Origin of the sequence: Saprospira sp. CCB-QB6, from assembly GCF_028464065.1 — a bacterium.
Classification (GTDB): domain Bacteria; phylum Bacteroidota; class Bacteroidia; order Chitinophagales; family Saprospiraceae; genus Saprospira.
This window is the reverse complement of sequence record NZ_CP116808.1, coordinates 55,187-80,292: the sequence shown is the minus strand read 5'-3', so window position 1 is coordinate 80,292 and position 25,106 is coordinate 55,187. Positions and strand designations below refer to the sequence as shown.

At 45.6% G+C, this 25,106-nt stretch carries 18 protein-coding genes; 4 read left to right on the top strand and 14 right to left on the bottom strand.

The window, feature by feature from the left end; genetic code table 11:
- Positions 1-112: 112 nt before the first annotated feature.
- From PPO43_RS00325 to PPO43_RS00295, 7 genes are all read right to left on the bottom strand, one after another.
- Positions 113-1,003, bottom strand: coding sequence for a glycosyltransferase family 2 protein (locus PPO43_RS00325; protein ID WP_272619758.1), 891 nt, complete (start codon positions 1,001-1,003; stop codon positions 113-115).
- A gap of 21 nt (positions 1,004-1,024) precedes the next feature.
- Positions 1,025-1,819, bottom strand: coding sequence for a thymidylate synthase (locus PPO43_RS00320; protein WP_272619756.1), 795 nt, complete (start codon positions 1,817-1,819; stop codon positions 1,025-1,027).
- 81 nt (positions 1,820-1,900) lie between these two features.
- Positions 1,901-2,959: a tRNA preQ1(34) S-adenosylmethionine ribosyltransferase-isomerase QueA gene (queA, locus tag PPO43_RS00315; RefSeq protein WP_272619754.1), complete on the bottom strand. Its 1,059-nt coding sequence runs from the start codon at positions 2,957-2,959 to the stop codon at positions 1,901-1,903.
- Positions 2,960-3,853: 894 nt separating this feature from the next.
- Complete coding sequence (locus tag PPO43_RS00310; protein ID WP_272619752.1) at positions 3,854-5,965, bottom strand: LysM peptidoglycan-binding domain-containing protein; 2,112 nt, start codon at positions 5,963-5,965, stop codon at positions 3,854-3,856.
- 325 nt (positions 5,966-6,290) lie between these two features.
- Positions 6,291-6,860 (bottom strand): acyltransferase, encoded by a 570-nt coding sequence (locus tag PPO43_RS00305; RefSeq protein WP_272619750.1) that lies wholly within the window; start codon positions 6,858-6,860, stop codon positions 6,291-6,293.
- Positions 6,860-7,591 carry a gliding motility-associated ABC transporter permease subunit GldF gene (gene gldF, locus PPO43_RS00300; RefSeq protein ID WP_014373086.1) on the bottom strand — a complete coding sequence of 244 codons (732 nt, stop codon included), beginning with the start codon at positions 7,589-7,591 and terminating at the stop codon, positions 6,860-6,862. The genes PPO43_RS00305 and gldF overlap by 1 nt, the downstream gene beginning before the upstream one ends.
- A gap of 3 nt (positions 7,592-7,594) precedes the next feature.
- Entirely contained in the window at positions 7,595-8,236 is a 642-nt protein-coding gene (locus PPO43_RS00295) for a hypothetical protein (protein WP_272619748.1), read from the bottom strand.
- 518 nt (positions 8,237-8,754) lie between these two features.
- Here PPO43_RS00295 and PPO43_RS00290 point away from each other — a divergent pair.
- Entirely contained in the window at positions 8,755-12,606 is a 3,852-nt protein-coding gene (locus PPO43_RS00290) for a lamin tail domain-containing protein (RefSeq protein WP_272619746.1), read from the top strand.
- Between the two features lie 284 nt (positions 12,607-12,890).
- Here the strand turns inward: PPO43_RS00290 and PPO43_RS00285 are convergent, their stop codons facing one another.
- Together PPO43_RS00285 and PPO43_RS00280 are read right to left on the bottom strand one after the other, a co-directional pair.
- Positions 12,891-13,307, bottom strand: a complete 417-nt coding sequence (locus tag PPO43_RS00285; protein WP_272619744.1) for a DUF7793 family protein — start codon at positions 13,305-13,307, stop codon at positions 12,891-12,893.
- Positions 13,308-13,608: 301 nt separating this feature from the next.
- A complete protein-coding gene (locus tag PPO43_RS00280) occupies positions 13,609-14,019 on the bottom strand; it encodes a DUF7793 family protein (RefSeq protein WP_272619742.1) in 411 nt (136 codons plus the stop codon).
- Between the two features lie 258 nt (positions 14,020-14,277).
- Between PPO43_RS00280 and rpsU the strand changes: the two genes are divergently transcribed.
- Positions 14,278-14,472, top strand: coding sequence for a 30S ribosomal protein S21 (gene rpsU / locus PPO43_RS00275; RefSeq protein ID WP_014373077.1), 195 nt, complete (start codon positions 14,278-14,280; stop codon positions 14,470-14,472).
- Between the two features lie 148 nt (positions 14,473-14,620).
- Here the strand turns inward: rpsU and PPO43_RS00270 are convergent, their stop codons facing one another.
- From PPO43_RS00270 to PPO43_RS00255, 4 genes are all read right to left on the bottom strand, one after another.
- Positions 14,621-15,280, bottom strand: coding sequence for a CoA transferase subunit B (locus PPO43_RS00270; protein ID WP_272619738.1), 660 nt, complete (start codon positions 15,278-15,280; stop codon positions 14,621-14,623).
- An 18-nt stretch (positions 15,281-15,298) separates the two neighbouring features.
- A complete protein-coding gene (locus PPO43_RS00265; protein ID WP_272619736.1) occupies positions 15,299-15,994 on the bottom strand; it encodes a CoA transferase subunit A in 696 nt (231 codons plus the stop codon).
- A 29-nt stretch (positions 15,995-16,023) separates the two neighbouring features.
- On the bottom strand, positions 16,024-16,827 hold the full coding sequence (locus tag PPO43_RS00260) for a 3'-5' exonuclease (RefSeq protein ID WP_272619734.1): 804 nt from the start codon (positions 16,825-16,827) through the stop codon (positions 16,024-16,026).
- 233 nt (positions 16,828-17,060) lie between these two features.
- A complete protein-coding gene (locus PPO43_RS00255) occupies positions 17,061-18,248 on the bottom strand; it encodes a glycerol acyltransferase (RefSeq protein ID WP_272619732.1) in 1,188 nt (395 codons plus the stop codon).
- 142 nt (positions 18,249-18,390) lie between these two features.
- Between PPO43_RS00255 and dusB the strand changes: the two genes are divergently transcribed.
- A complete protein-coding gene (dusB, locus tag PPO43_RS00250) occupies positions 18,391-19,383 on the top strand; it encodes a tRNA dihydrouridine synthase DusB (protein WP_272619731.1) in 993 nt (330 codons plus the stop codon).
- Between the two features lie 289 nt (positions 19,384-19,672).
- Positions 19,673-21,979, top strand: a complete 2,307-nt coding sequence (locus tag PPO43_RS00245) for a hypothetical protein (protein ID WP_272619730.1) — start codon at positions 19,673-19,675, stop codon at positions 21,977-21,979.
- A gap of 69 nt (positions 21,980-22,048) precedes the next feature.
- Here the strand turns inward: PPO43_RS00245 and lon are convergent, their stop codons facing one another.
- Positions 22,049-24,463 (bottom strand): endopeptidase La, encoded by a 2,415-nt coding sequence (gene lon / locus PPO43_RS00240; RefSeq protein ID WP_272619728.1) that lies wholly within the window; start codon positions 24,461-24,463, stop codon positions 22,049-22,051.
- Positions 24,464-25,106 lie beyond the last annotated feature (643 nt).

Genomic DNA, 25,106 nt, shown 5'->3' with positions numbered 1-25,106 from the left:
GGCCAGACCGAGCCAGCTTGCTGGCGAAGGGCCGAGCAGACCTGCGAGCCCTGAAACAGCCCGACCCGCCCGTAGGGCGGGGCAGCCCCAAAATGATCTTGAATTGTATATGTTAAAGAAAGGCTTTGGGCTGCATACTTTTTGCTCGATTCTCTTTTAGGCTATTGTAGCGCATCAGTTGTTGAAGGAGAAACCAAGCCATAGAAAATAGGCCAATTAGGCTATTTTTGGGGCTTTTGGGCAAAAATTTTAGCTGACTGGCCGTTTGATAACTAGCTTTTAAAAAAGCGCTTGCCAAACTATGTTGGGGGTTGAGTAAATTGGCCAGCAAGTTAATCTGTTGGAGCTTTAGTTGTTTATTTTCGGCTGTGGATTGTGGCCGATTATGAAAAATGAGGCTCTTTGTCGTGATAAAAATTTTTCCGTTTTGGGCCAAAAAACGATGGCAAAAATTCAAGTCTTCGCCATAATGTGGAAATAGGGGATTGAAGCCGCCGATTTGTTTAAAGGTGCTTGCTTTTAGCCACCAAGCCGCAGCATTGACAAATTGACTTTCCTTGCAGTTGGGGTAGGAACTCGGATTGGCCGCAGCATAATATCTTTGAAAACCAAAGTCTAAATCCTTTTCGTTTCCAGCATATTGCAGAGGGCTAAGTAGCTGCATATCTGGAAGTTCAGCGCTACATTTGACCAATTCTTCAATGCTGTTTGGGCGAATCCAAGTATCTTGATTGAGCAAAAATATATAGTCTGCATTTTGTTCTAAGGCGTATTGAATACCTAAATTATTGGCTTGGCCAAAGCCTAGATTTTCTTTGGATAAAATCAACTTAGCTAGGGCATATTCTTGTAGAATTTGGACCGATTGATCGTTAGAACAGTTGTCTATAACCACCACTTTTAGTGGAATATTGGACAGGGCCAGCGAGTCTAAACAAGGTTTTAGATGTTTTTCTCCATTATAAGAGACAATGATGACAAAGATATTTTGCTGTATACTCATTTTTAACCGTTTAGAGGAGGATTAAATCGAGACCTTGGCCTTAATATGGGGGTGAGGATCGTAATTTTCCAGTTGGAAGTCCTCATAGACAAAGCTAAAGAGATCGGTTTTTTCTGGATTGATCTTCATCTTGGGCAAGGGGCGGGGTGTTCTTTCTAGCTGCGTTTTGGCCTGTTCCAAATGGTTTTGGTAAAGGTGCAAATCGCCAAAAGTATGAACAAAATCACCAGCTTCTAGGCCAGTCACCTGAGCCATCATGAGGGTCAGCAGGGCATAGGAGGCAATATTGAAGGGAACGCCCAAAAAGGCGTCGGCGCTGCGTTGATAGAGCTGGCAAGAGAGCTTGCCATTGGCCACATAAAATTGAAATAGACAGTGGCAGGGAGAGAGCGCCATATCGGGCAAATCGGCCACATTCCAGGCCGAAACAATAATTCGACGAGAATCGGGCTGCTGCTTAATGAGATTTAGGGCCTCCTGAATTTGGTCAATGCTCTGCCCCTGCTTGTCGCTCCAGCTTCGCCATTGTTTGCCATAAACGGGACCCAATTCTCCATGCTCATCGGCCCATTCGTTCCAGATGCGCACCCCATGTTCCTGCAAATAAGCCACATTAGTATCGCCTTTTAAGAACCAGAGGAGCTCGTGAATGATCGATTTGAGATGGAGCTTTTTGGTAGTGAGTAAGGGAAAGCCTTCTTGTAGGTTAAAGCGCATTTGGTAGCCAAAAACGGAGCGGGTACCCGTACCCGTTCTATCCCCTTTGTCTACCCCCTCATTCAAAATATGAGTTAATAAATCGAGATAAGCTTGCATAGTGGAAAGCAGAATGAAAAAGCTAGAAAAAAAAGGCAGGACCAATCGAGATCCTGCCTTTAAGAGAATAAGTTTGTCGATTTAGAGAATCAACATAGCATCTCCGTAGCTATAGAAGCGATATTTTTGCTCTACGGCCTGACGGTAAGCTTCCATCATCAGGTCATAGCCACCAAAGGCACAAATCATAATCACAAGACTAGATTTAGGCAGGTGGAAGTTGGTAATCATACAGTTAGCAATGCTAAAATCGTAAGGAGGATAGATGAAGCGATTGGTCCAACCCTCTGCTGGCTTGAGCAAGTTCTGTGCAGAAACAGAAGACTCAATAGAACGCATAGAAGTTGTTCCCAAAGCACAACGACGATTGCCTTTTTCAATGGCATTATTAACAGTGTCGCAAACCTTTTCGCTAATCTTGAAGTACTCGGCATCCATCTTATGCTTAGACAAGTCCTCTACCTCAATGTTGCGGAAGGTACCCAAACCGACATGCAAGGTCAATTCAGCAAATTCTACCCCTTTCAATTCCAAACGCTTCATGACCTCGTGGCTCATGTGCAAACCTGCAGTAGGAGCCGCTACAGCACCCACTTCCTTGGCATAAATAGTTTGGTAACGCTCTGTATCTAGGTCCTCTAGATCGCGCTTGATATACTTGGGCAAAGGCGTCTGTCCCAATTTATAAAGCTGTGCACGGAACTCCTCATTAGGGCCATCATACAAAAAGCGAATGGTCCGCCCTCTAGATGTAGTGTTGTCGACTACCTCGGCAACCAATAGCTCTACACCATCTTCATCATTGAAATACAGTTTGTTACCTACCCGAATTTTACGAGCGGGATCCACAAGTACATCCCAAAGTTTTTGCTCCTCATTGAGCTCTCTCAACAAGAATACCTCAATCTTGGCGCCTGTCTTTTCCTTCTGTCCATACAAACGAGCAGGAAAAACCTTGGTGTTGTTCATGATAAACACATCGCCATCATCAAAATACTCAATGATATCTCTAAACTGACGGTGTTCAATTTTTCCGCTATCGCGGTGCACAACCATTAGGCGAGACTCATCGCGGTTCTCTACGGGATATTGTGCAATTAGCTCCTGTGGGAGGTCAAAGTTAAACTGTGATAGTTTCATAGTCGTTACGGCTCCTATAAAATGATAAAATAAAAAAAGGGGCAGCAGCCCAAAGCGCAAAGATATAAATCTATCTCGCTTTCTAATTGCCCTGATCGACTATTTTTTTTGTGCGAGAATGATTTGGGGCCCGCGGCCGGCTAGGCTATGGCCTAGCTCGGCCGCCGCTATGCTCCGCAGCTCGCTAGTCGCTCGGCCCTGCGCAGGCTGCGCCTGCTGGGTCTGCGGCTGCGCCGCCCCCCTCCGCAGCGCTGGGCCTTTAGTGCTTAGCTAAAGTATGGGCCTTGGGGCTGCTCGCTATCCCCTTAGCGAGTAGCGAATGGACCAAAAGAGTTGCATTGGCCTATTATTTTTCCAAGAAATGCTTAGATAGGATTTCCCAGCCCATTGGCTAGAAAAAAAATGGTCTGAAAGGCTTGTATTGGCCTATTATTTTTCCAGCGAATGCTTAGATGGGATTTCCCAGCCCATTGGCTAGAAAAAAAATGGTCTGAAAGGGTTGTATTGCCCTATTATTTTTCCAGCGAATGCTTAGATGGGATTTCCCAGCCCATTAGCTAGAAAAAAAATGGTCTGAAAGGGTTGTATTGGCCTATTATTTTTCCAGCGAATGCTTAGGTAGGATTTCCCAGCCCATTAGCTAGAAAAAAAATGGTCTGAAAGAGTTGCATTGCCCTATTATTTTTCCAGCCAATGCTTGCCAACAGTTGTCAAGGACCTATTGTTGGGAAAAAACTGCTTCTTGACCATTATTTGCTTATTCTCTTTCTGCTGGGAAGAGGGCAGGGGGCTTGAACAAAAAAAATCAGTCTCCTAGGATAGCAGGAGACTGATTCAAATAGAAAGTTAGTTAGGTGAACAGCCTTTAGCAACTTTCAGGATATAGTATTTGGCTTAGAGGTAGCCATATTGTTTAGCTCGGTCGGGATATTTGGCAATACAAAGTTGTCGAACAGATTTACCAAAAGTCATTTGGAAGTGGGGCTTATCGACAAAGTTTTTCCAATCGCCGCCCCATTCAAAGCCAAAGCGTTTGCCTACGGCAGAAATTTTGGGCCAATCGCAATTCCAGATGGCTTGTCCGTTCTTAATTTCCACTACATCAATGGCCAGACCGTAGTTGTGGTAACTTTGGCCACCTCTGGCTTTGGTCACATTGCCTTTGGCATAAAGTGCATCTTGTTCGGCTACCGTGCGTAGGGCAGAGGTCACTCGAAGTTTAATGCCCAATTCTTTTTCGACGGTATTGATAAAGCCATAGGCGGCTTTTTGCACGCGGGAGTCGAGGGTGGGAATTCTTTTGTTGGTATGTTTATCCCAAGTGGTATTATCTCCGTGATATTCTTCTGCTACGGTCGTATTATCTGTGGTTTCTTGGGTGCCAGTATCTGCTGCGGTGCCGGCTCCAGCGGGCGTATTGAGTTTTTGGCCAACTTGTAATTTGGTCCAAACTACGCCTTTATTTGCAGCAGAGAGGGCGTCGAAGCTAATGCCTAGTTTTCCAGCAATTTTGTAGCCTGTATCTCCGCTAACTACGGTATAGCTCCCCATTTTTGGGGTTTCTTCTTTTGGCGTTTCGGGGCTTGTGCTTTGGCTGCTAGGGAGCTGTAATTTTTGACCAACTTGTAGCTTGGTCCAAACTACGCCTTTATTTGCAGCAGAGAGGGCGTCGAAGCTAATGCCAAGTTTTGCGGCAATCTTGTAGCCTGTATCTCCGGCAACAACTGTGTAATTTCCACTAGTCGTAGGCGTTTGTGCTTCTTCGCTAGAGGTATTATTTTCTGTTGTTGTATTTTCTGTGGTATTGTTATCGGTCTCCTCCTGAGAGGGTGTTTCTTCGTTATGGCTTGTTGTTCCTCCTTGGATTGCGGCAATATCTTCAATTGTTTCAGATAGCGTGTCTTGTTTTTCTAAGAAGGTATCTACCTTGGGACCATAAGCGGATACCTCTTTATATTTAAGGTCGATAGCTTCTGATTTGGAGCCAGAGGTATTGCGGCTTTTTCCACTTCCAGTCAAGTAATACTTATAAATACCACCTCTTTCAATAGCGGGCTTCATGTATTCGGGCTGAATAAAATCTACTGTGGGTTGGCTACTTCCTCCTTTTTCGGCATTTTCAATGGCCCATTTTACTGTGCCTTGACCGGCGTTATAGGCTGTAACGGCAATAGTTGTAAAATTGGGGTCATCGGTACTAACGCCCATAGATTTGGCTTTTGACTTGAGTACTGCGGCTCCAAAAAGCGTATTGATTTCTGGATCTTTCCAGTAGGTATCAAAATCGTACTTTTGCAGGTCTGCATTATTCTTTTGGGTGTCTTCCCAGGTGCTTTTGGTAATTTGCATAAGGCCAAAAGCGGCTCCGCTAGATGCATCGGGCACGCCTCCTGACTCTACGGCCATAATAGCTTTTAGGTGGTCGACCTTCATGCCGTATTTTTCAGCGGCTTTTTCAATATGGGGGCTATATTCTTCTACTTTGAGGACTTTTTTCTCGTAGCTGTCTAGTGCTTTGCCTGTGAGCAGGTGGAACCAGGTTCCCTTACCTACATCTATGCGGCCATCGGGGGAGGCAACGCCCATTTTTGATTTTTGATAATCTTTAATGGCGGCTTTACAGTCGCTATCACAATCGCCATTTAGGCTAAGTTTATAGCCTCTTTTATTGAGTAATTGTTTGACGGTGATTACGTCTTCTGGGGCATTTTGTCCACCATCATCGCCAACTGACCCTTTAATAGGGTAGTTGCCTTGAATACTGGGCGTTTCAGTTGTGGGAACGGATGTTTCTTCCTTAGGGCTGTTATCCTCAGTAGTCGTTGTTGGTTCTTGGCTGGCGCTACTGAGTTGTCCCTGAATTTTACTGATGAGTTGTCCAATTTTGTCTAGAACGCTTTGTTCTTCTTGGTCAATTTTTCCATCATCGCTTGTGAAAAGTGTTTGTAGGCCTTTTAGGTTGCTATTGTACTTGTCTAAAAGGGCTTGTAGTTCTGCTTTCTTCATAATAGGTAGGAATATAGAACTTGGCTGAAGACAAAAGCCTGTTTTCGGCCAGTTCAGGGTTTATATTTGGCTAGCCCAAGATATAAAAAAAGCAAAGAATAACTGACTATACAGTTAACTTATTAGAAATAGAAATCGGCCCTTTTAACAGATTAAAAGGGCCGAAGAAAATGGCTGGCCTGAAAAAGGCAGATGAGCGGCTGAGGGATGGATAGCAGTGGCGCAAAGCGCCAGACCCAGCGGGCAAAGCCCGCGCAGGGCCGAGCGACTAGCGAGCTGCGGAGCGGAGCGACCTGAGCGAAGCGAGGGGCAGCCCCAAAAAAAACTAAATAGCGATTAACTTTCCTGCTTGCAATTGATAGTTTTCGCCTGTTTCGGGGCAGCTGGCTTGCCCCTCTTCATTGAGTTCTAGGCGGTGGCCAGCTCTAGACATCCAGCCAACATGTTTGGCGGGATTGCCCAGCCAGAGGGAATAGGCGGGGGCATTTTTAGTGAGAACGGCTCCAGCGCCCACAAAGGCATATTGGCCCAAACGGAGGCCGCAAACGATGGTGGCATTGGCGCCAATGCTCACGCCTTTTTCTAGATAAGTGGTTTTATATTCGGCTTTGCGGACGATGCCCGCTCTGGGGTTGAGCACATTGGTGAAGACCATAGAAGGGCCTAAAAAAACCTCCTCTTCACAGATCACGCCCGTATAAATAGAGACATTATTTTGGACCTTACAGCCTTGACCAAGTTGGACCTCATTGGCCACAAAAACATTTTGGCCTAGGCTGCAATTTTTGCCAATAATAGCGCCGGGCATAAGGTGGCAAAAATGCCAAATCTTGCTGCCTTCGCCAATTTGAGCGCCGGGGTCTACAATGGCGCTAGGGTGGATAAATGTAGACATTACCATCTGCGTTTTTCGACGGAAAGCTGGCTGGCCAGCAAAAAGATCCCGATAATACTGAGGAAATAAAGGAGGTCGCGGCTATCGACTAGGCCACGGCTAATAGAGGCGTAATGAAAGCTAATGCCAAGTGATTCTACGATGGCATCGGTTTGTCCAAAGAAAATGGGCAATTTGCTAATGCTGCCAAAAGCATCGTAGAAAAAGGCCGAGAGAAAGAGGCCCAAGATAAAGGCGACAATTTGGTTTTTGCTCAGGGTAGAGGCAAAAAGGCCAATAGCGGCAAAGCAGGCGCCGAGGAAAAATAGGCCTAAATAAGAGCCCATACTTGCGCCAATGTCTAAATTTCCTTTGGGATCGCCCAGCTCATAAATCGAAAAGAAATAAATGAGGGTAGGCAAGATCGAGAAAAAGACCAGGAAGAGGGCTGCAAAATATTTGCCCAGCAAAATCTCCCAATCTTTAAGGGGGCGAGTAACCAATAACTCGATGGTTCCCGTTTGAATTTCCTCTGAAAAAGAACGCATCGTAATGGCGGGAATCAGGAAGAGGAAAATATAGGGAGCCATGCTAAAAAAGCTATCTAGGCTAGCATAGCCGTAGCTAATGACGCTATAATCTGGAAACACCCAGACAAAAAGGCCGGTGCCCAGCAAAAAAACGGCAATAGCAATGTAAGCAATCAGGGAGCTGAGAAAAAGGTTAACTTCCTTCTTAAAAATGGTCCACATAAATTAAGGTTGTTGAATATAAACAGCTTTGCGGTCGTTGTAAATGAGCAAAATTTTAAACAATTTATCTTCGTATTCTTCGGCTTTGAGGGCCTCTAAAGATTGCAAAAGACCAGGGTCATCTTGAATCCAAGCACGTAGATTTTCATAGTTAAAATCTGTCTGCTCGCCCGTTTCAAATTGCAAAATTCGCTCTTTAGAACTGGGTTCTTTATTGATGATTGTTTTTTGCCCAACGGCCTGGCCCGAAAAAGGGTCATAAATCGTCATGGGCAGCTCGTGCTCTTTAAAATAGCGGTAATAATAGTAAGAAATTTTGCCAACTACATGCAAATGGACCAAATAAGCTGGGCCCTTGGGTTGGTCCACTCGGATATAAGGCTGCTCGCGGAAGCTTAGCCCCCAAATAGGTCCTTGAGCATCAAGGACTTCCCAGCTGGCCTCCGATAAAAGCAATAAATTTCCATCTGGAGAAAGAGATTTGGCCCAACTACTGGTGTCGGGCAAGGGCTGTTTGGGTTGATTTTGCTTAAAATCTTCCCATTGGCGATATACGCCCGCCTTAAAGACGGTATTCTGACTCAATCGCTGAGCGGCCAACTGCTGACCCGCAAAGAGTAAAAGCAATAAAAGGAATCTATACATATTATATAAGCGTTTTTTGTTTTGAAAATTTGGGGCTGCCCCTCGCTTCGCTCAGGTCGGGCTGGGTCGCAGCTCGCTGTTCGCTCGGCCCTGCGCGGGCTTTGCCCGCTGGTTCTGGCGCTTTGCGCCACTGCTATCCATCCCTCAGCCGCTTCGCTTCGCTCGCCTGCGGCGGCTTTGCCGCCTGCTAGGACCAAGAAAAATCCTTGCCTATTTCAAAACGGCCGTAAATTACAAAAAGAAGATAAAAGGACCAATTTCGGATGAGTTTGGGAAAATTGTGACTGATTACTCTTTTGGTATACAGAAAATTTTATTATTTGAATAGATATACTAACTTTGTTGGATGCGAAATATAATTCTATTTTTTCCCTGCATTTGCCCATAGATATTAGGCCTTGTTTGTTAATTAACAATAAGCTAATAATGTAGATCAAAAATAAATAGCAGTAAAACTTATTTTCGCAGCCCAAATATGTACTTAATCTAACACCTTTTCGCAAATTATTTGACTACTTATGCGACATCTCTACTTAGCACTTTTGTGCTTTATTAGCTGGCAGTTATCGGCCCAGACAACAATTGCAACTTATGATTTTGAGGCTAGCCCAGCTGCACCAGCTATGACATTTAGTCCGACAGGAGGTGGCGTGGCCACGGCTACAGGGCCATTCCCTGCTGGAGAGCCTAGATATGTAAGCGGCACACAAGGCTATGAGTACATCAACGAATCAGGAACAGCCTTGTTTTCAGGCATGAATACCACGGGCTATACCAATATTGACTTTAGTATTCGTTTGGCCTCTTTTGCAGGAACTTCTGGAAATGGGGCAGATGGTTCGGACTATGTAGTTGTTGCAATCAGTACTGATGGAGGGGCGACATGGAGTGAGGAACTTCAATTGGATGGTTTTAGTAACTCTCAGTGGTCATTTTCTGGTGTAGATCAGGCTACTGTTGCCTATGATGGCGACAATTCTGCAGTAGGCTTTTCCTCTTCTGGAGGTTTGGATTATTCTACTTTACAAATTACAGGACTTCCTTCTGTCAGTGATTTGCAAATTCGTTTAGAGCTTGTAAACAATAGCGGAAATGAAATCTGGGTTATTGAAGATGCCTTACTAGAAGGAGATCTCGCTGTGGTTTGTCCGCATACGGTAAGTGCTTTTGCCCCAACTTCGGGTCCTGCTGGCACAGAAGTAATTATTACTGGAACTGGTTTTACCGCGGCTACTAGCGTGAGCTTTGCTGGCGTTGCTGCTGCCAATACAACCTTCGTTGATGCCACCACACTTATTGCTACTGTACCCACAGCAGCAAATGATGGCCAACTGACGCTTAGCGAATCGGCTTGTGATATTAGCACCCCTTATAGCTTTACGTACTTAGAAGAGGTGGGAAGCTGTGCAGGTACACCCATTTTTACAGACCTGATCATCTCTGAGGTTTACGATAATAATGGCGGCTCTTTGGGCTATATCGAGGTTTACAATGGTACCGCTAGCCCTATTGATCTTTCAGATTATGAGATTCGCCGTTATGGTGATTTGACGACAACAACAGTTTCTTTTACTTTCGACTTTCCTGCAATCACCATCAACCCCGGCCAAGTATTGGTTGGCCGCGCAAGTAGTGCTACAGGAGGAGTAGAAGATTTTATTTTTGCAGGTACAACAAGTGGATATAATGATGATGACCGCTTAGAACTTGTTCATGTTCCCTCTGGAACTGTGGTAGACGATTTTGAAGATCAAGTTGTAGGTGCAGTTGGCTACCTATATCGTAGAAATACTACAGTAACAGGCCCCAACCCCAATTTTGATGCTTCAGAATGGACCACAGGAACCTCTGGCGATGTTTCTGATTTGGGAACTTTTGCTGCGCCCTCTGGTCCCCCCCTCACGCCTCCAACCTTTAGTGTTCAACCTTCAGATGTAAATAGTTGCGAACTCTTGATGGGCGTAACCGCTAGCGCAAATAATGGTGGAACCCTAACTTACCAATGGTATTTTAATGAAAATGATGGCGTTGCTACGGGCTGGACAGCCGTAAGTGCAGCCGCTTTTCCCAATGCAACTACAGTAAGCGGAGAAACTTCTGATGTATTGTTGATTCAAGGCAATTTGGTGGATTATGATGGCTACCAATTCTACTGCGAAGTCATTGAAGACGGAAGCTGTGGAAGCCTAACTGAAGCCGCTCAATTTAATATTGGTGCAGAACGTTTCTATCGCTCAGCAACTATTGGTTATTGGACCGATGTAAGCAGTTGGGAAATGGCTTCTTCTGCAGCTGGACCTTGGGTGGCCGCTTGCGACTATCCTCGCTTCGATAATAGCGATTATGTACATATTCTTAATGGTCACCTCATCGAGTTGGACCAAGATATCGAGATCGACCAATTGGTGGTAGAAGCTGGTGGAGAACTAGTTATTCCCGCAAGCCTACAACTCCGCATCCAAGAAGATACAGGTATTGATTTCCTCCTAGAAGGTACGCTGGAAGATCATGGTGCAGGCGGAGGAAATGGTATTAACTTCCAAACTGGCGCAAGCTGGGAAATGGGGGCTAATGCAACAATTATTAAAACAGGAAGCAGTACCGTTGCCGCATATAGAGATAATTATGAAAATGGTATCTCTACTATTCCCGCTACAGCCCACTGGCATTTCCGCTATGCCAATAATGGTTCGGTTAGCGTGATTACAAATAATATGTATTATCCTAACCTCTATATGGAGTCCGTAAGCGGAGATTATAGCTTTACTGGATTATCAGAGGTGTTTAGCGGTAGTGGTGGATTTATGACCGTTAAAGGAGATATGTTGGTTGGAAATACTGGAACCGGGGCCGTAGAGGTTTTCAATAGCAATACCAATGCTAGCCCAATGCAGATCTTGGGAGACCTTATCATCGGTGGAAACCCCAGCGCTTCGGTCTCTAAACTAGAAAATAACGATGGCACTACTGCTGGTACAGGTATGGAGGTTTTCGGTAGCCTTCTAATTAACAATAATGGCCTTCTCGATTATGACGATCCCAATGCTAGCGCAATTGGCCTTTTCCGCCTACATGGCGATTGGCTAGATGATGCAGCCAATAATGGCTTTGATGAAACTCATGCTGTAGTCGAGTTTGTTGGAAGCACCGACCAAACGGTCATCAAAACAAATGCTGGAGCCGTAGAAAACTTCCGCTTTGTTCGCTTAATCAAACCCGCAGGTTTCCTCATCAATAACTGTAGCGATATTTATATTGATGAAGAGATGGATTTCCAACAAGGTATCGTTTTGGGCTCTGCCTCAGAAAGAGTTTACTTTGATGTAGATGCCACAGCTATCAATGCCTCAGATATTAGCCATGTTGATGGTCCTGTACTTAAAGAAACTTCAGGAACTGGAATCGATGCCTTTACTTATCCCACTGGTGATAATGGTATCTATGGCGCAATTGGTATCGAAACTGCTGTCAATACAGGCGAATTCTTTGTGGCACAATACTTTAACCAAGGCTACGGAACTTACAACCTTAATGCTGCAGAGCTAGACCATGTTTCTGTACTCGAATACTGGACCCTAGATGAGGTATTTACTGGAACTGGCGCCTCTCTATTTGTTACGCTACACTGGGGCCCTCATAGCCAAGTACTCGATCCCAATGATTTGTTGGTGGGGCATTACTTCACCCAAGCGCCTAGCACAAGCAACCAATGGGAGTCAGAAGGCAATACTTTCCTAACGGGAACGGCAACTTCAGGTAGCATTACTTCTAATGTAGTAACTAGCTTTAGCCCCTTCACTTTGGCCGATGTTGTTGGCCAATTGTCACTTCCTCTAGAGTTGTTGGATTTCACGGCCCAAAAAGTAGAAGGACAAGCTTTGCTTTCTGCCACTGTAGCCAACGAACACGCTGGCGATGAGTACTGCTTCGAGCGCAGCCTAGATGGCGTCAATTTTGAAACTATCGCTTGCTTTACCGCCCAAGAAGATTTGGCCCAAAATACTTACAATACCCTAGACGAGCAGCCTGCTGCTGGCTATAATTACTACCGCCTCCGCCAAAATGATGTAGATGGTAGCCAAAGCTATAGCGATGTCAAAGTGCTTTATTTTGGAGAAGCTAGCGGAGAAACTAAACTTTTCCCCATCCCCGCCAACAACCAAATTCAACTAGAATTGCCAAGCAATATTGCAGGCTATCAAGCCGAAATTATCGATGCTTTGGGCCGCGTTTTGCAAACTCAAAACATCGCTCCTCTTCGCTTGCAACAACAATTTGACCTCAGTAATTTGGCCGCTGGTCAATATATCCTACGCCTACAAGCCCCCAATGGTTTGGGCCAAAGCCATAAGTTTACGGTAGAAAAATAAGCCTTAACTTTAGCTAAAATGAAAAGGAGTCAGTGCAAGATCGTGCTGACTCCTTTTTTCTTTTGGGGCTGCCCCGCCCTTTGGGCGGGTCGGGCTGTGTCAGGGCTCGCAGTTCTGCTCGGCCCTTCGCTTTTTTCGCTTTGCTCAAAAAGCTCGGTCTGGCCTGCGGCCACCCTTATCCATCCCTCAGCCGCGGCGCTGCGCGCCTTTGCGGCGGCTTCGCCGCCTGTCTACCGCAAAAAAATAGCCGAGGCAACTGCCTCGGCTATTTTATAAGGACCAATTTATTGTTGTTTTCTCTTTTGCTCCAACAACCACTCAATCGCTTCCACCCGATCAGTAAACAATCGACTTGGAATACTAGACTGGTTGAGTCGGATAAAAAAGTTCCCTAATAACTTAGATCGCCCACCAGCAGCCAAAATTGCTATTGCTTTTATAGAAGGAGGAAGCGGCTCCTTAAAATGCTGATGGGCCTCACTACTTCCAGCTTGTATCTGTCGGATATCTGCCATAAAATAAACATCCTGATTTCTCGCTGCTGCCATTCGCTCAATAGTTAGATCAATTTCATTGGCATCTTCTAATTGCATAGTATAGTTGTCATGAACGATTTGCTCTAATACAGGGCTGTCATAGGGCCAATAAATGGCACAAGAGGCTAATTCTATTCGCTCTTTCTGATAATTTGTAGCTTGCATATGCTTGCTTGTACTTGTTTTGTTAAGCTTGTTTCAACCAATTTAAATGCCTGTTAAGGCATTCTGCATAAAGACAAGTCGAGCAAAAACTGGTTTAGCGGCTAGCTCTAAAATTTTCCTAAAAAAAACAAAGAAGGCCTTAATAGATAAGGGGGGAAAAGGCCAAAATAAGAGCATCAAATCCCTATTTCCGCTCAAAAAATAATCCTACTCAAATACTTATAGTCTCAGTTGCTAGTTGAAGCAGTTGTTAGCAAAAACAAAAAAGTCCTACTCAGGCAGGACCATTTTATAAAGTTCTTTATTCTTCCACTTGAGAGAGCAACCAGTCAATCGCTTCTTCTCGATCAACAAATAGACGAATGGGTACATGGGCATGATTTAATTGAATCAGGAAATTGCCCAACAATCTAGAGACGGCCCCTGAAACCAAAACAGCCGAAGCTTTAACGCAAGCTGGAGGCCCTTCATTAAAATGTTTGCGGGCCTCAGAACTCCCGCCTTTAATTTCACGAATGTCGGCAAGATGATAAACTGCTTGGCCACGAGCAGCAGCCATTCGTTCTATCGTCTGATCAATCTCATTGGCATCCTGAGTTCCTACTGTATAATTTTTGCTTACGACCTGCTCCAGAATCGGCTCCCCATGGGGCCAGTAGATATAGCCAGAGGCCAAGGCTATTTTTTCCTTCTTATAATTTGTAGCTTGCATACCTTGAGCTTTTATCTGATAAATTAAGCGTAGGCTATTGCCTTTTTCTTTGCTTACAGACTATTACTCAAGGAGAAGGTTTAGTAGTGCTTAACAAAAAGTTAGGAAGAGCAAAAGAACCCTTTTGGAGACCAAGAGCTTCTCCAAAAAAATATTTCCCTTAAAGTTGTGATTATTGCTAGAATAGTAGATCTTTGCAAGGCATTTTTTAAATGCACCTATATTTTTTTATTTTCAACCTAAACCAAGGGGGTTTTTATGCTAATTATCAATGTAAAAGATAGCGAGACTATCGACCGCGCCCTACGCCGTTACAAGCGTAAAGTAAGAGACACCAAATTGATGCGTGAAGTTCGTACACGCAAACACTTTGAAAAGCCTTCTGTGGTGCGTCGTACAGAGAAGCTTAAAGCGGTTTACCGCGATGTTCGCGAACGCAAGCTTGATCTCTAGATCGCTGCTTTTTTGACATTAGCTAAGGCTCTACCCCCACAGGTAGGGTCTTTTTTTATGCCCATTGGTCCATATGGCCCAGCGCTAACCGAAGGCTAGCCGGCCGCGGGCCCAAAAAAAACCACCCCAAAAAGGAGTGGTTCAAATCTTAAGCTAACTTCATTTCTGGACAATCATCGGAGGCAATTAAAGCCCCAGCTGTTTTTTCCCGAATCTCTTGGACCGAAACGCCAGGCGCCCGCTCCAACAAATGGAAAGCATTGTCCTTGATCTCGAATACCCCCAGATCAGTGACCACTTTTTTGATGCAGCCCACACCCGTAAGCGGCAGGCTACAGCTAGCCAACAACTTTGACTCGCCTTTGCGGTTGGTATGTTGCATGGCCACAATGATGTTTTTGGCCGAAGCAACTAGGTCCATGGCGCCGCCCATGCCCTTAACCATTTTTCCTGGGATTTTCCAGTTGGCAATATCGCCATTTTGAGCCACTTCCATGGCGCCCAAAACGGTCAAATCAATATGTCCTCCCCGAATCATCTCAAAGCTTTCGGCCGAGCTAAACAAAGAAGCGCCAGGCAGGGCAGTTACGGTTTGTTTGCCCGCATTGATGAGGTCAGCATCTACATTTTCTTCGGTAGGGAAGGGGCCCATACCGAGCAAACCGTTTTCAGATTGTAGAAAAACCTGCATGTTTTCTGGAATATAATTGGCAACCAAAGTGGGAATCCCGATCCCCAAATTGACATAATAGCCATCTTGTAGTTCTTGGGCAATGCGCTGCGCAATGCCATATTTATCTAGTGCCATAAGGTTATTTTTTAAGGGTTAGGCTTGGCGAACAGTGCGCTGCTCAATACGTTTTTCATAATTGACACCTTGGAAGATGCGCTGCACATAAACGCCAGGAATGTGAATCTCATTGGGATGAAGTTCGCCAGGCTCGAGTAATTCTTCTACCTCAACCACCGTGATTTTACCCGCTTTGGCCATCATGGGATTGAAGTTTCGGGCCGTTCCCTTAAATACTAAATTACCGTGTTTGTCGCCTTTCCAAGCCTTTACCAAAGCAAAATCTGCAGAAAGAGCCGTTTCCATGATATACATGCGGCCATCAAATTCTCTGCATTCTTTGCCCTCTGCCACCTCGGTGCCATAGCCCGTAGGCGTATAAAAGGCAGGAATTCCCGCTCCACCAGCACGGATGCGCTCGGCCAAGGTGCCTTGAGGAACCAAATCGACCTCTAGTTCGCCAGAAAGAAGCTGCCGCTCAAATTCGGCATTTTCGCCAACATAAGAAGAAATCATCTTTTTGACCTGTCGCTGCTGAAGCATTAGGCCAATGCCGAAATCATCGACGCCAGCATTATTAGAAATACAAGTAAGGCCCTGAATACCTGCTTGGACCAAGGCCGAAATGGCATTTTCTGGAATGCCACAAAGACCAAAGCCACCAAGCATCAAGGTCATGTTGTCCGTTATGCCCTGAATCGCTTCCTGGGCGTTTGCCACAACTTTGTTCATAATGGGTTATGCTATTGTTTGTTAGTAAATTACTTGAGCTTGCCCCCTAAAATCTCACGGGCAATGTTTTTTACCTGCACCGGAAATTCTCGATCAATGATCCAGCGCAAAGTGTTGGGGTGTTTGTAGGCCGGCTGCCCCTTCTGATTGCCAAAATTAAAGAGGATAATTCCCTCCTCATTGCGAACAAAACGCCCGCCTAAATCCACTTTCCGATTGGCTTGCTGAATAAAATCATGTAGGGCCTGCATATCATTTTTAACAGGCTGTTCATAGACTTTTTCCGTTTTGGGATCCTGCCAATTGCTCTCCGCATAGCGCTCAATTTGCCCCTTGAGGACCTCCGCCGTAGCCCGAGTATCTGCCAACGCATCATGAGCATTTTCCAAATTTTGCCCGCAATAAAAACGCAAGGCCGCCTTGAGCGTACGAGGTTCCATCTTATAAAAAATCTGCATGGCATCAATCAAGCGACGCCCCTCAATCGAAAACTCAAAACCCGCTCTCGAAAATTCTTCCATCAAAACGGGAATGTCAAAACGATTAGAATTATAACCCGCCAAATCCGCATCACCAATAAAATCAAGCAACTCAATGGCCAATAACTTAAAGGGAGGTGCATCTTTTAGCTCCTGCTCACCAAGACCATGAATCGCCAAGGCCTCGGCCGAACTCGGCTGCCCCGGATTAACCAAATAAGAGCGCTCAATGGCAGCCCCCCCATCTTTAGGGTACTTAATTAGTGCAATTTGCACAATGCGGTCTTTCATAATATCACCGCCTGTGGTCTCTAAATCTAAAAAGCAGAGATCTTTATCCAATTGAAATTGCATTCGCCGTTTTTCTAATTACTTTTTAAAATAAAAGGCCGTCATTTGGCCAGACTCAAGATAATCAAATCTTAGAATAACTAAAGGATTTAGGCATTTTTTGGGGCCTCCGCCTCGCTTCGCTCGTCGGCGCTACGTTTCGCAGCTCGCTATTCGCTCGGCCCTGCGGCGCTTGTAGCGCCTTGGTCTGGCCTAACGGCCACTGCTGCACATCGCTAGGCCAGCCAGCGCTAAACCTATTCCTTTTCCTTAAAGCCATTTTTCCAGCGCCAACGGCCATAAGCCACTAAAGCCAACCAACCAAAAAAGGGAATAAAATAAAGGATGCAAATGGGGTTGCGCAAAAGCAAATAGAGAGAGGACCCAAAACCTTTGTAGACCTTGACCTCTTCCCCTTTTTTGCCCTTTTGATGCCATTGCTTCTCAAATTCATGAAAAAGCATGGGCCAGCCCAAAGGCGTATTCAGCGGAAAACCCTTAAAGATGACTTTGAGCAGTTCTCGACTGCGGTAGGGATGCCGACCATATCGGGCAAGGGCCAGCTCTAGCTCCTCTTGGCATTTGTCCTGCACCCTTTGGCGAATATCCTCAATCTCAGCCTCGGTCAATTCCTCAAAGGCTTTGTCGGTCCACTCATAGGGCCGAATCCGAGAACCCCGAACAAAAGTCATTTTGCTGGGAAAAGAGAGAAAGAAAGCGGCCGGAAAGAGCAAAAGCGGAGTCAAAGGGCCCAAAGGTAAAAAAGGCACCCCAATTTTATTGATCGCCTTATTTACCCCCTGATGGCTATACATCAAAGGGGCCACGTATTCGGCATTGATGGTGGAATACCAGACAATATCCGTTTTATATTTTAAACTCATTCGAATGAAAGAGCTAGAAAAGCGCTGCAATTGATATCGACGATTAAAGCCTTTGCCAATACCAGGTACCCCTTCTGGATAAATCAATAGTTGGCCGTCGGGATAATGCATCATGGTCTCAAAGTTCAGAAAGCTGGCATCTATACCGCCCGCCATCTTCCAGGCATGCAGCATAAAATAAGGATGCATGGCCGGCGTCTGAGAAAGCATAGGCGCTGTCAGTACTCTAAGCTGCTTTTTGGGATCAAATTCATGCATCTTTGCTAGGCCCGAACCAAAAATCATGGCATCCCAAGGGAAGGCCATGCCCGAATGATTACTAGCAAAAATAATGGGATGTTTGGGGTCATTGCGCTCTGGCAACTCCTCAAAGCCAATAAATTCAGGCCGAAAATAGTTTTGGTCCATCAAGCTATAAACCTCTCGATTGAATTGGCGGACAAAACCTATCCGAAAATGGTCATCGTAAATATGTTTGTTGGCCTCAATTTGTGCAGGCGTGCAAGGCTCTCTCTTTTTCATTTTGGGGAGCGTTCGTTCTTTGGTCTTTCTCTCGTTCATGGAGTTGTTTCTTTTGAGTTAAATTTAGGAAATTTTAAGGAGATCTTTACTTCTCTTGCTTTTTGGGCCAAAAAAGCGCTAGATTCAAAGGCTTTTCTCTTTGTTCGTCGTATTTTTGCGCCAAACAGAACATAAAACTATTATGGTTAAAATTGGAGATGTTGCTTTGGGTGAATTCCCTTTTTTGCTAGCCCCTATGGAGGACGTTAGCGATCCCCCTTTCCGTGCACTTTGTAAGGAACAGGGCTGCGATATGATGTACACTGAATTTATTTCAGTGGAAGGGCTGATCCGAGATGCAAAGAAAAGTGTAGTCAAATTAGATATTTACCCAGAAGAGCGCCCTATTGGAGTGCAAATTTTTGGGGCCGAATTAGATTCTATGATGCGGGCCGCCGAAATCGTAGAAGAAGCTCAACCAGAAGTTTTAGATATTAACTTTGGCTGTCCCGTGAAAAAAGTAGTTTGCAAAATGGCCGGTGCGGGCATTTTGCAAGATGTAGACCGTATGGTCGAATTGACAGAGGCGGTGGTGAAATCGACCAAACTGCCTGTGACCGTTAAAACTCGCTTGGGCTGGGACCACAACAGCATTAAAATTGAAGAAGTGGCCGAACGTCTACAAGATGTAGGGATTAAGGCCCTAAGCATTCATGGTCGTACTCGGGCCCAGATGTATAAAGGAGAGGCCGATTGGTCTCATATTGCCAAAGTGAAAGAAAATCCCCGCATTCATATCCCCATTTTTGGTAATGGCGATATTGATAGCCCCGAAAAAGCGAAATTGTATAAAGAACGCTATGGAGTAGATGGAATCATGATTGGCCGTGCAGCAATTGGCTATCCATGGATTTTTAGAGAAATTAAGCACTATTTTGAAACAGGAGAATTGATGGCCCCACCCACAATTCACGAGCGAGTAGATGCCGCTCGTCGCCACCTTATCCGTGCGGTGGAATGGAAAGGTCCCGTTCTAGGTGTTTTGGAAACGCGCCGTCATTATACCAATTATTTTCGGGGGATGCCAGGCGTGAAAGAATACCGCAAAAAGCTGGTTAGCTTAATGGAATTGCCCGATTTGCTAGCCGTTTTGGAAGAAATTGAGGCCCGCTATGCCGATTATGTCTTTAGCTAAGGCCCTTTTTTGCGTTGCACAGGCGGCGAAGCCGCCGCAGGCTTAGGGACATGAAGTGGTGCGGCGCAGCCGCAGACCTAGGGGCTGGAGCGAAGCGAAAGCCCCGCAGGGCCGAGCAGAGCTGCGAGCCACGGAATGGCCCGGCCGCCACAGGCGGCAAGCCCCTAAAAAACAGACAGAATAGCCCCTTAGCGGTTCAAGTCCTGTTGGGATCATAAGCATGACAAGCCCCCAAAAACATAGAAGAACAAGCCTAATCAGAGCTCTTTGGAGCAAAAACACACACTATATGAAAGCACTTTTTACCCTATTTTTTGGCCTCATTAGCTGCTTTTGGGGCAGCTTATGGGCACAGGAACAAATTGAATTACTGGACCAAAAACTGGAGGTCCGCAACTTTAAATTTGAACAAAATATTCAGATGTCCGATAAGGGGACCAAGGGAATTATGTTCAGCTTTGAGTGCCGATACCCCAGTAATAGCCGATATTTGCTTACCTATAAGCAGCAACTTAGCGCCCGGAAATATGGGCAAGAGGTGTTTAGCGATAGCAGTAGCTATTTGGTCCTCAAACCCAATGATTGGCAGAAACGCCGCCGATTTGTAGCCTATCGAGATTTGGCCGTGGCGGCTGGACCACAGGAGGAAATTGAGTTTATTTATGAGGTGCCTGGCTTGTTGAAATATCGTAATGCCATTGCTTATACACAGCCGCAGACCTACAGCATTTTGTTCCAAATGGAGCAGGCAGAAGTGAAACAAACGGCTCGTTTGCTTGATCCAGGTTCGCCCAAAGAAGGGGCGCCCGATGTTTATTGGACCATCAGTAGTAATGGAAGTGATTATCCCGTTTACAGCTCTAAATTGCAGCCGAATAGCTATGAAGTTCCCGCCGAGGAAGCGCAATTTTTTGCTCTGGAAGGAGAGGAGCTTTATATCAATTTTTATGATGAAGATGGACTAGAAGATGATTTTTTAGGCCGAATGCCTTTGGCCGCGGCCAGCAAAGATTTGCGCAAATCGCAAAAAGGAGAAATGTTTGGCCAAATTAAGCGGCTGAATTATACGATTGGGCTAAGCAAAAGAAGCCGACAACCTATCAGTACCTATGTGCAAGACGATTTTATTTATGAAGGTCGCAGAGGAGTAAAATTGGTCCTCGAATACTTTTTGCCCAAAAGCCTAAAGGGCCAAAAAATGCGTCCCGATTTCGTCTTTTCTGATGTGGAAGGTAAAAAGGTGAAAATTCCACTTTTCTACTCTTTGGTTGAGGGCCAAGTGCAACCCACTGAACTAATGGAATTGCCCGAAAATGGTCGCTTGAGCTATTTTATCCCCCATTATGCCTGGAATTCCTCAATCAAAAAGATCGAGTTTTACTTTGATGGAGGAGGACAAAATATTGTGGAAGCAGCCCCCTATATTTTCCTTAAACCTCTGGAGTTTCCCAAGTATATGTACTATTCTGCCACTTTTGTAGAGGAAGAAGTGGAATATGAAGGGGCCCAAGGCGTGAAAATTAGTTTTGCTTATGCCGTAAAAGATATGGACCAATATTCTAAACTGCGAATTGCTTTCCAAAACATGGAAGGCCAGCCGCTGGTCCAAACGGTTTACCCTATGCAGACCTTGCCCGAAGATAGTTTGCCTACGGCCTTATTATATGGCCTTTATGAACAGGAAAAAATGAAGGCCACAGATAGTCTCGCCTTTTTTATCCCTTATCTAGACCTAGATGATTCTCAGATTCGCTTGCAAATGAGTTTGGTCCCCGATCTGGAAATTCCCATTATCGATGAACCAAGCCCAGTGATTGAGCGACCCGATACGCTGAGAGATTTGCTTTTGGAGGAGGAGTTGGCTATGGACCGAGTACAAAATAATGATTTTGGCTATGTGGTGACCCTCAAAGCAAAATTGCCCCGCCTATATCGCCAAAGAGCAATCCTTTTGCTCGATGGACAACGTAATGGCGTCGATTTTATCGGCTATAATACCTTAGGCGAAGGCGTAGTAGAAATGGGTCAAGATAGTTTCTTGCTGACCGTTGACTCTAGCCAAATCCATGTACTCTTTCCCCACCGTCGCCTTTTGGCCAATGAAAAAGTAGCCCTCAGCTATCAGTTTATTGACCGCAAAACAGGAGAGGTTTTGCTGGCCGAACAAAAAAGCGAAAGCAAATTGCCCAAAAGCTTACATAATGTAAGCTTCCAAATTGATTTGGAGTCCCTCAAATGGATAACAGATAGCCTTGAACTGGACTCTACAGAGACAAAAACCAACTGGAAGTATGAAATTATGGTGGGTAGTGAGGTTAAAATGAGCAAAACCTTACCCATTCTCTTTAAAGGGAAAGCCGTGAAGGAACAGTTTAAACGCTCTTTACGCGCCCACAGAGAAGACCGTATTCAGGTTTATTTGGAAGAAAAAACAGGCGAAAATCCCTTGCGTATTCCTATTTGGAGCGGAGATTTGGGCCAGTTTCTCCAAGCTAAAGGCCATAGCAAAGCTGTGGATCAAAACCCTGTAAAAAAGGCGAAGATTAAACTTCTACTTAAGCGTGCAGAACGAAAAGTAGTGAAAATGAAACGCTAAGGCTTGGTCCTAAACACGAAAAAAGCAGCTCCTAAGAGCTGCTTTTTTTATGCTATCCTTGAGCTGAAATTAACGCAAGGCTATTTTGAGTACATCTTCCATGCGCTTCACATAGTGAAACTCTAGGCCTTTGATGTATTCCTCTTTAACTTCCATAACATGCGGACGATTGTCCTCGCAAAGAATCAATTCTTTGACACCAGCCCGCTTAGCTGCCAAGATTTTCTCTTTGATGCCACCTACCCGAAGCACTCGACCTCTTAAAGAGATTTCTCCAGTCATGGCCAAATGAGAGCGTAGGGCTTTGCCTTTAAAGGCAGAGGCTAAGGCTGAAAGCATGGTAATTCCCGCAGAAGGACCATCTTTGGGCACCGCTCCAGCAGGAACGTGCAAATGCACATCTCGCTGCTCAAAAAGACTGGCCTCAATGCCAAACTCTTCCGCATGGCTCTTCAGATAAGAAAGGGCTAAGGCCGCAGATTCTTTCATTACATCGCCCAGGTTCCCCGTCAATTGAAGCTTGCCCTTACCTGGGCTTAGACTGGCCTCAATAAAGAGAATTTCGCCCCCCACTTGGGTCCAAGCCAAACCAACAGCTACACCCGCAGGCAACTTTTCTTCATAAATATCCTTAATGGTGGTTTTGATGCCCAATGCCTCCTCAATATCTTGAGCATTGGCAAAGCGAACTTGCTTTTTATCGCCCTGCGCAATTTGCTTGGCCGCAATCCGCATCAAACGAGCAATTTGGCGTTCGAGTTTACGAACTCCCGACTCTTGGGTGTAATCCGAAACTAAGGTTTGTAGCGCTTTGGCCCCAATTCTAAACTGATTGCCCGAAAGCCCATGCTCTTTGCGCTGCTTGGGAATCAAGTGGCGCTTGGCAATTTCCAGTTTTTCTTCTATCGAATAACCCGATAGCTCAATGATTTCCATCCGGTCCAAAAGCGCCGGCTGAATAGAACTCAAGGAGTTGGAGGTCGCAATAAAGAGCACCTTAGAAAGGTCATAATCTAACTCCAAATAGTTGTCGTAAAAGCTGCTGTTTTGCTCGGGATCTAGAATTTCTAGTAGGGCAGAAGAGGGATCGCCTCGCTGTCCACGACCCATTTTATCAATCTCATCCAAAATGAAAACAGGATTAGAGGTCCCCGCTTTTTTCAAAGATTGAATGATGCGACCAGGCATGGCCCCAATATAGGTTTTGCGATGCCCCCGCAATTCTGACTCATCATGCAGGCCGCCTAGCGACATACGGATGTATTCCCGATTCAGGGCCGAAGCCACAGAACGCCCCAAAGAGGTTTTTCCCACACCAGGAGGGCCCAAGAGGCAAATAATTGGCGCTTTCATGTCTTGACGCAATTCTAAAACCGCCAAATATTCCAAAATCCGATCCTTGACCTTGTCCAAACCATAATGATCATGGTCCAAAATCTTTTCGGCCTTGTTCAAATCAAAATTATCCTCACTGAACTCATTCCAAGGCAAATCGACTAAGGTCTCTAGGTAGTTGAGCGTCAAAGAATAGTCGGGTGCCATAGGGTTGGTGCGCTCCAAACGACGCAATTCCCGATCAAATTTTTCCTGAACCGCTTCCGACCAGTCCTTATGCTCGGCCTTGGCCCGCAAACGATCTACTTCTTGACTCTGCGGATTTTCGCCCAGCTCATCCTGAATCAACTTCATCTGTTGGTTGAGGATGTAATCGCGCTGCTGCTTCTCCATCTCTTCCCGCACTTTTTCCTCCAACTCGGCCCGAATCTCCGTGATGTGCAACTGAATACTCAATTGCTCTAAAAGGATCTTGGCCCGCTTGAGCATTTTGCTCTCATCGAGCAACTCTTGCTTGGCACTAACGCTCACCTGCATATTGGTGGCCACAAAGTTGACCAAAAATCCAGAGTTCTGAATCTTATGAAGCAATTGTACCGCATCCGAAGGAATCTGCGGACTAATATCTATTAAAGCCTCACTCTTATCCCGAATAGCCTGTAAGGTCGCCTCAAACTCTATTTGCTCTTTCTTCTTCGGCCACTCATCAACCAACAAAATTGGCTCGGCCCGCAAAAAAGGCTCTGTTTGTAAGGCTTTGGTTTGCCGACCCGTACGACGACGCCCCTGCAAAATAGCCGTGAAACTATCATCGGGCATTTTGATCAAACGCAGAATTTTAGCCACCACACCCAAAGCATGCAGATCTTTCAGTTTTGGCTCATCTACCTCCATATCTTTTTGGGCAAATACCAAAATATGCTTGCCGTTGGCATAGGCATCCTGCACCGCCGCAATAGAGCGCTCCCGCCCCACCGTAACGGGGATAACTACCCCAGGAAATAAAACGGTGTTTTTCAATGCCAATACGGGAAGGTCATAACTATATTCCTCTTCCTGCATCAAACGCTCTTCGCGCTCATCTATACTGAAAAAGGGCAAAATTTCCATTTCTTCCTCTGGATTCAAATCGTTTTCTTTTTTTGACATGCTGATTATTTGTAGTGAATGCGAGCCAGTTTTGGCTCTCGCTGCCAGTCGCTGACAGCTTGTCAGTCGGTTGGGCCTAAACTTAAGTAGTTTTGCCCGCTTAATCCTTTTCTAAGCAAAAAAAATCAGGCATTAGGCCTCTTTTTTAAACCGTCTCCCTGTAGGCCAAAAGCTATTCCCTTCTAAATATTCTGCCTTTTTGACTTGTTTTTGGGGCAGCCCCTGCGGCCTTTGGCCTTGGGTCGGGCTGTCTCGCAGCTCGCTGTTACTTGCTTCGCTGCGTCGGCTCCTGTTGGTCGGGTCGCTCGGCCCTGCGCGGGCTTTGCCCGCTGGGTCTGGCCTTCGGCCACCGCTTTCCATCCCTCAGCCGAGGCGCTTCGCGCCTTTGCGGCGGCTTCGCCGCCTGTAGAACGACCAATTGGACCAAATCTATAGACCTATATTTAAAGGTAGTAACTTTGTGTTGTAAACGCAAATTTTCTTTTCCTAGAAGCACTTTTTTCTGCTCAGCAAAGAAGGGTTTTAGCTTGCTTGTTGGCCTAGCGCTATGGAAAAATAGCTAGATCTAGCAGGCGGCGAAGCCGCCGCAGGCCCAGCGCTGCGGAGGGGTGGCCGCAGGCCAGACCAAAGCCGCCAAAGGCGG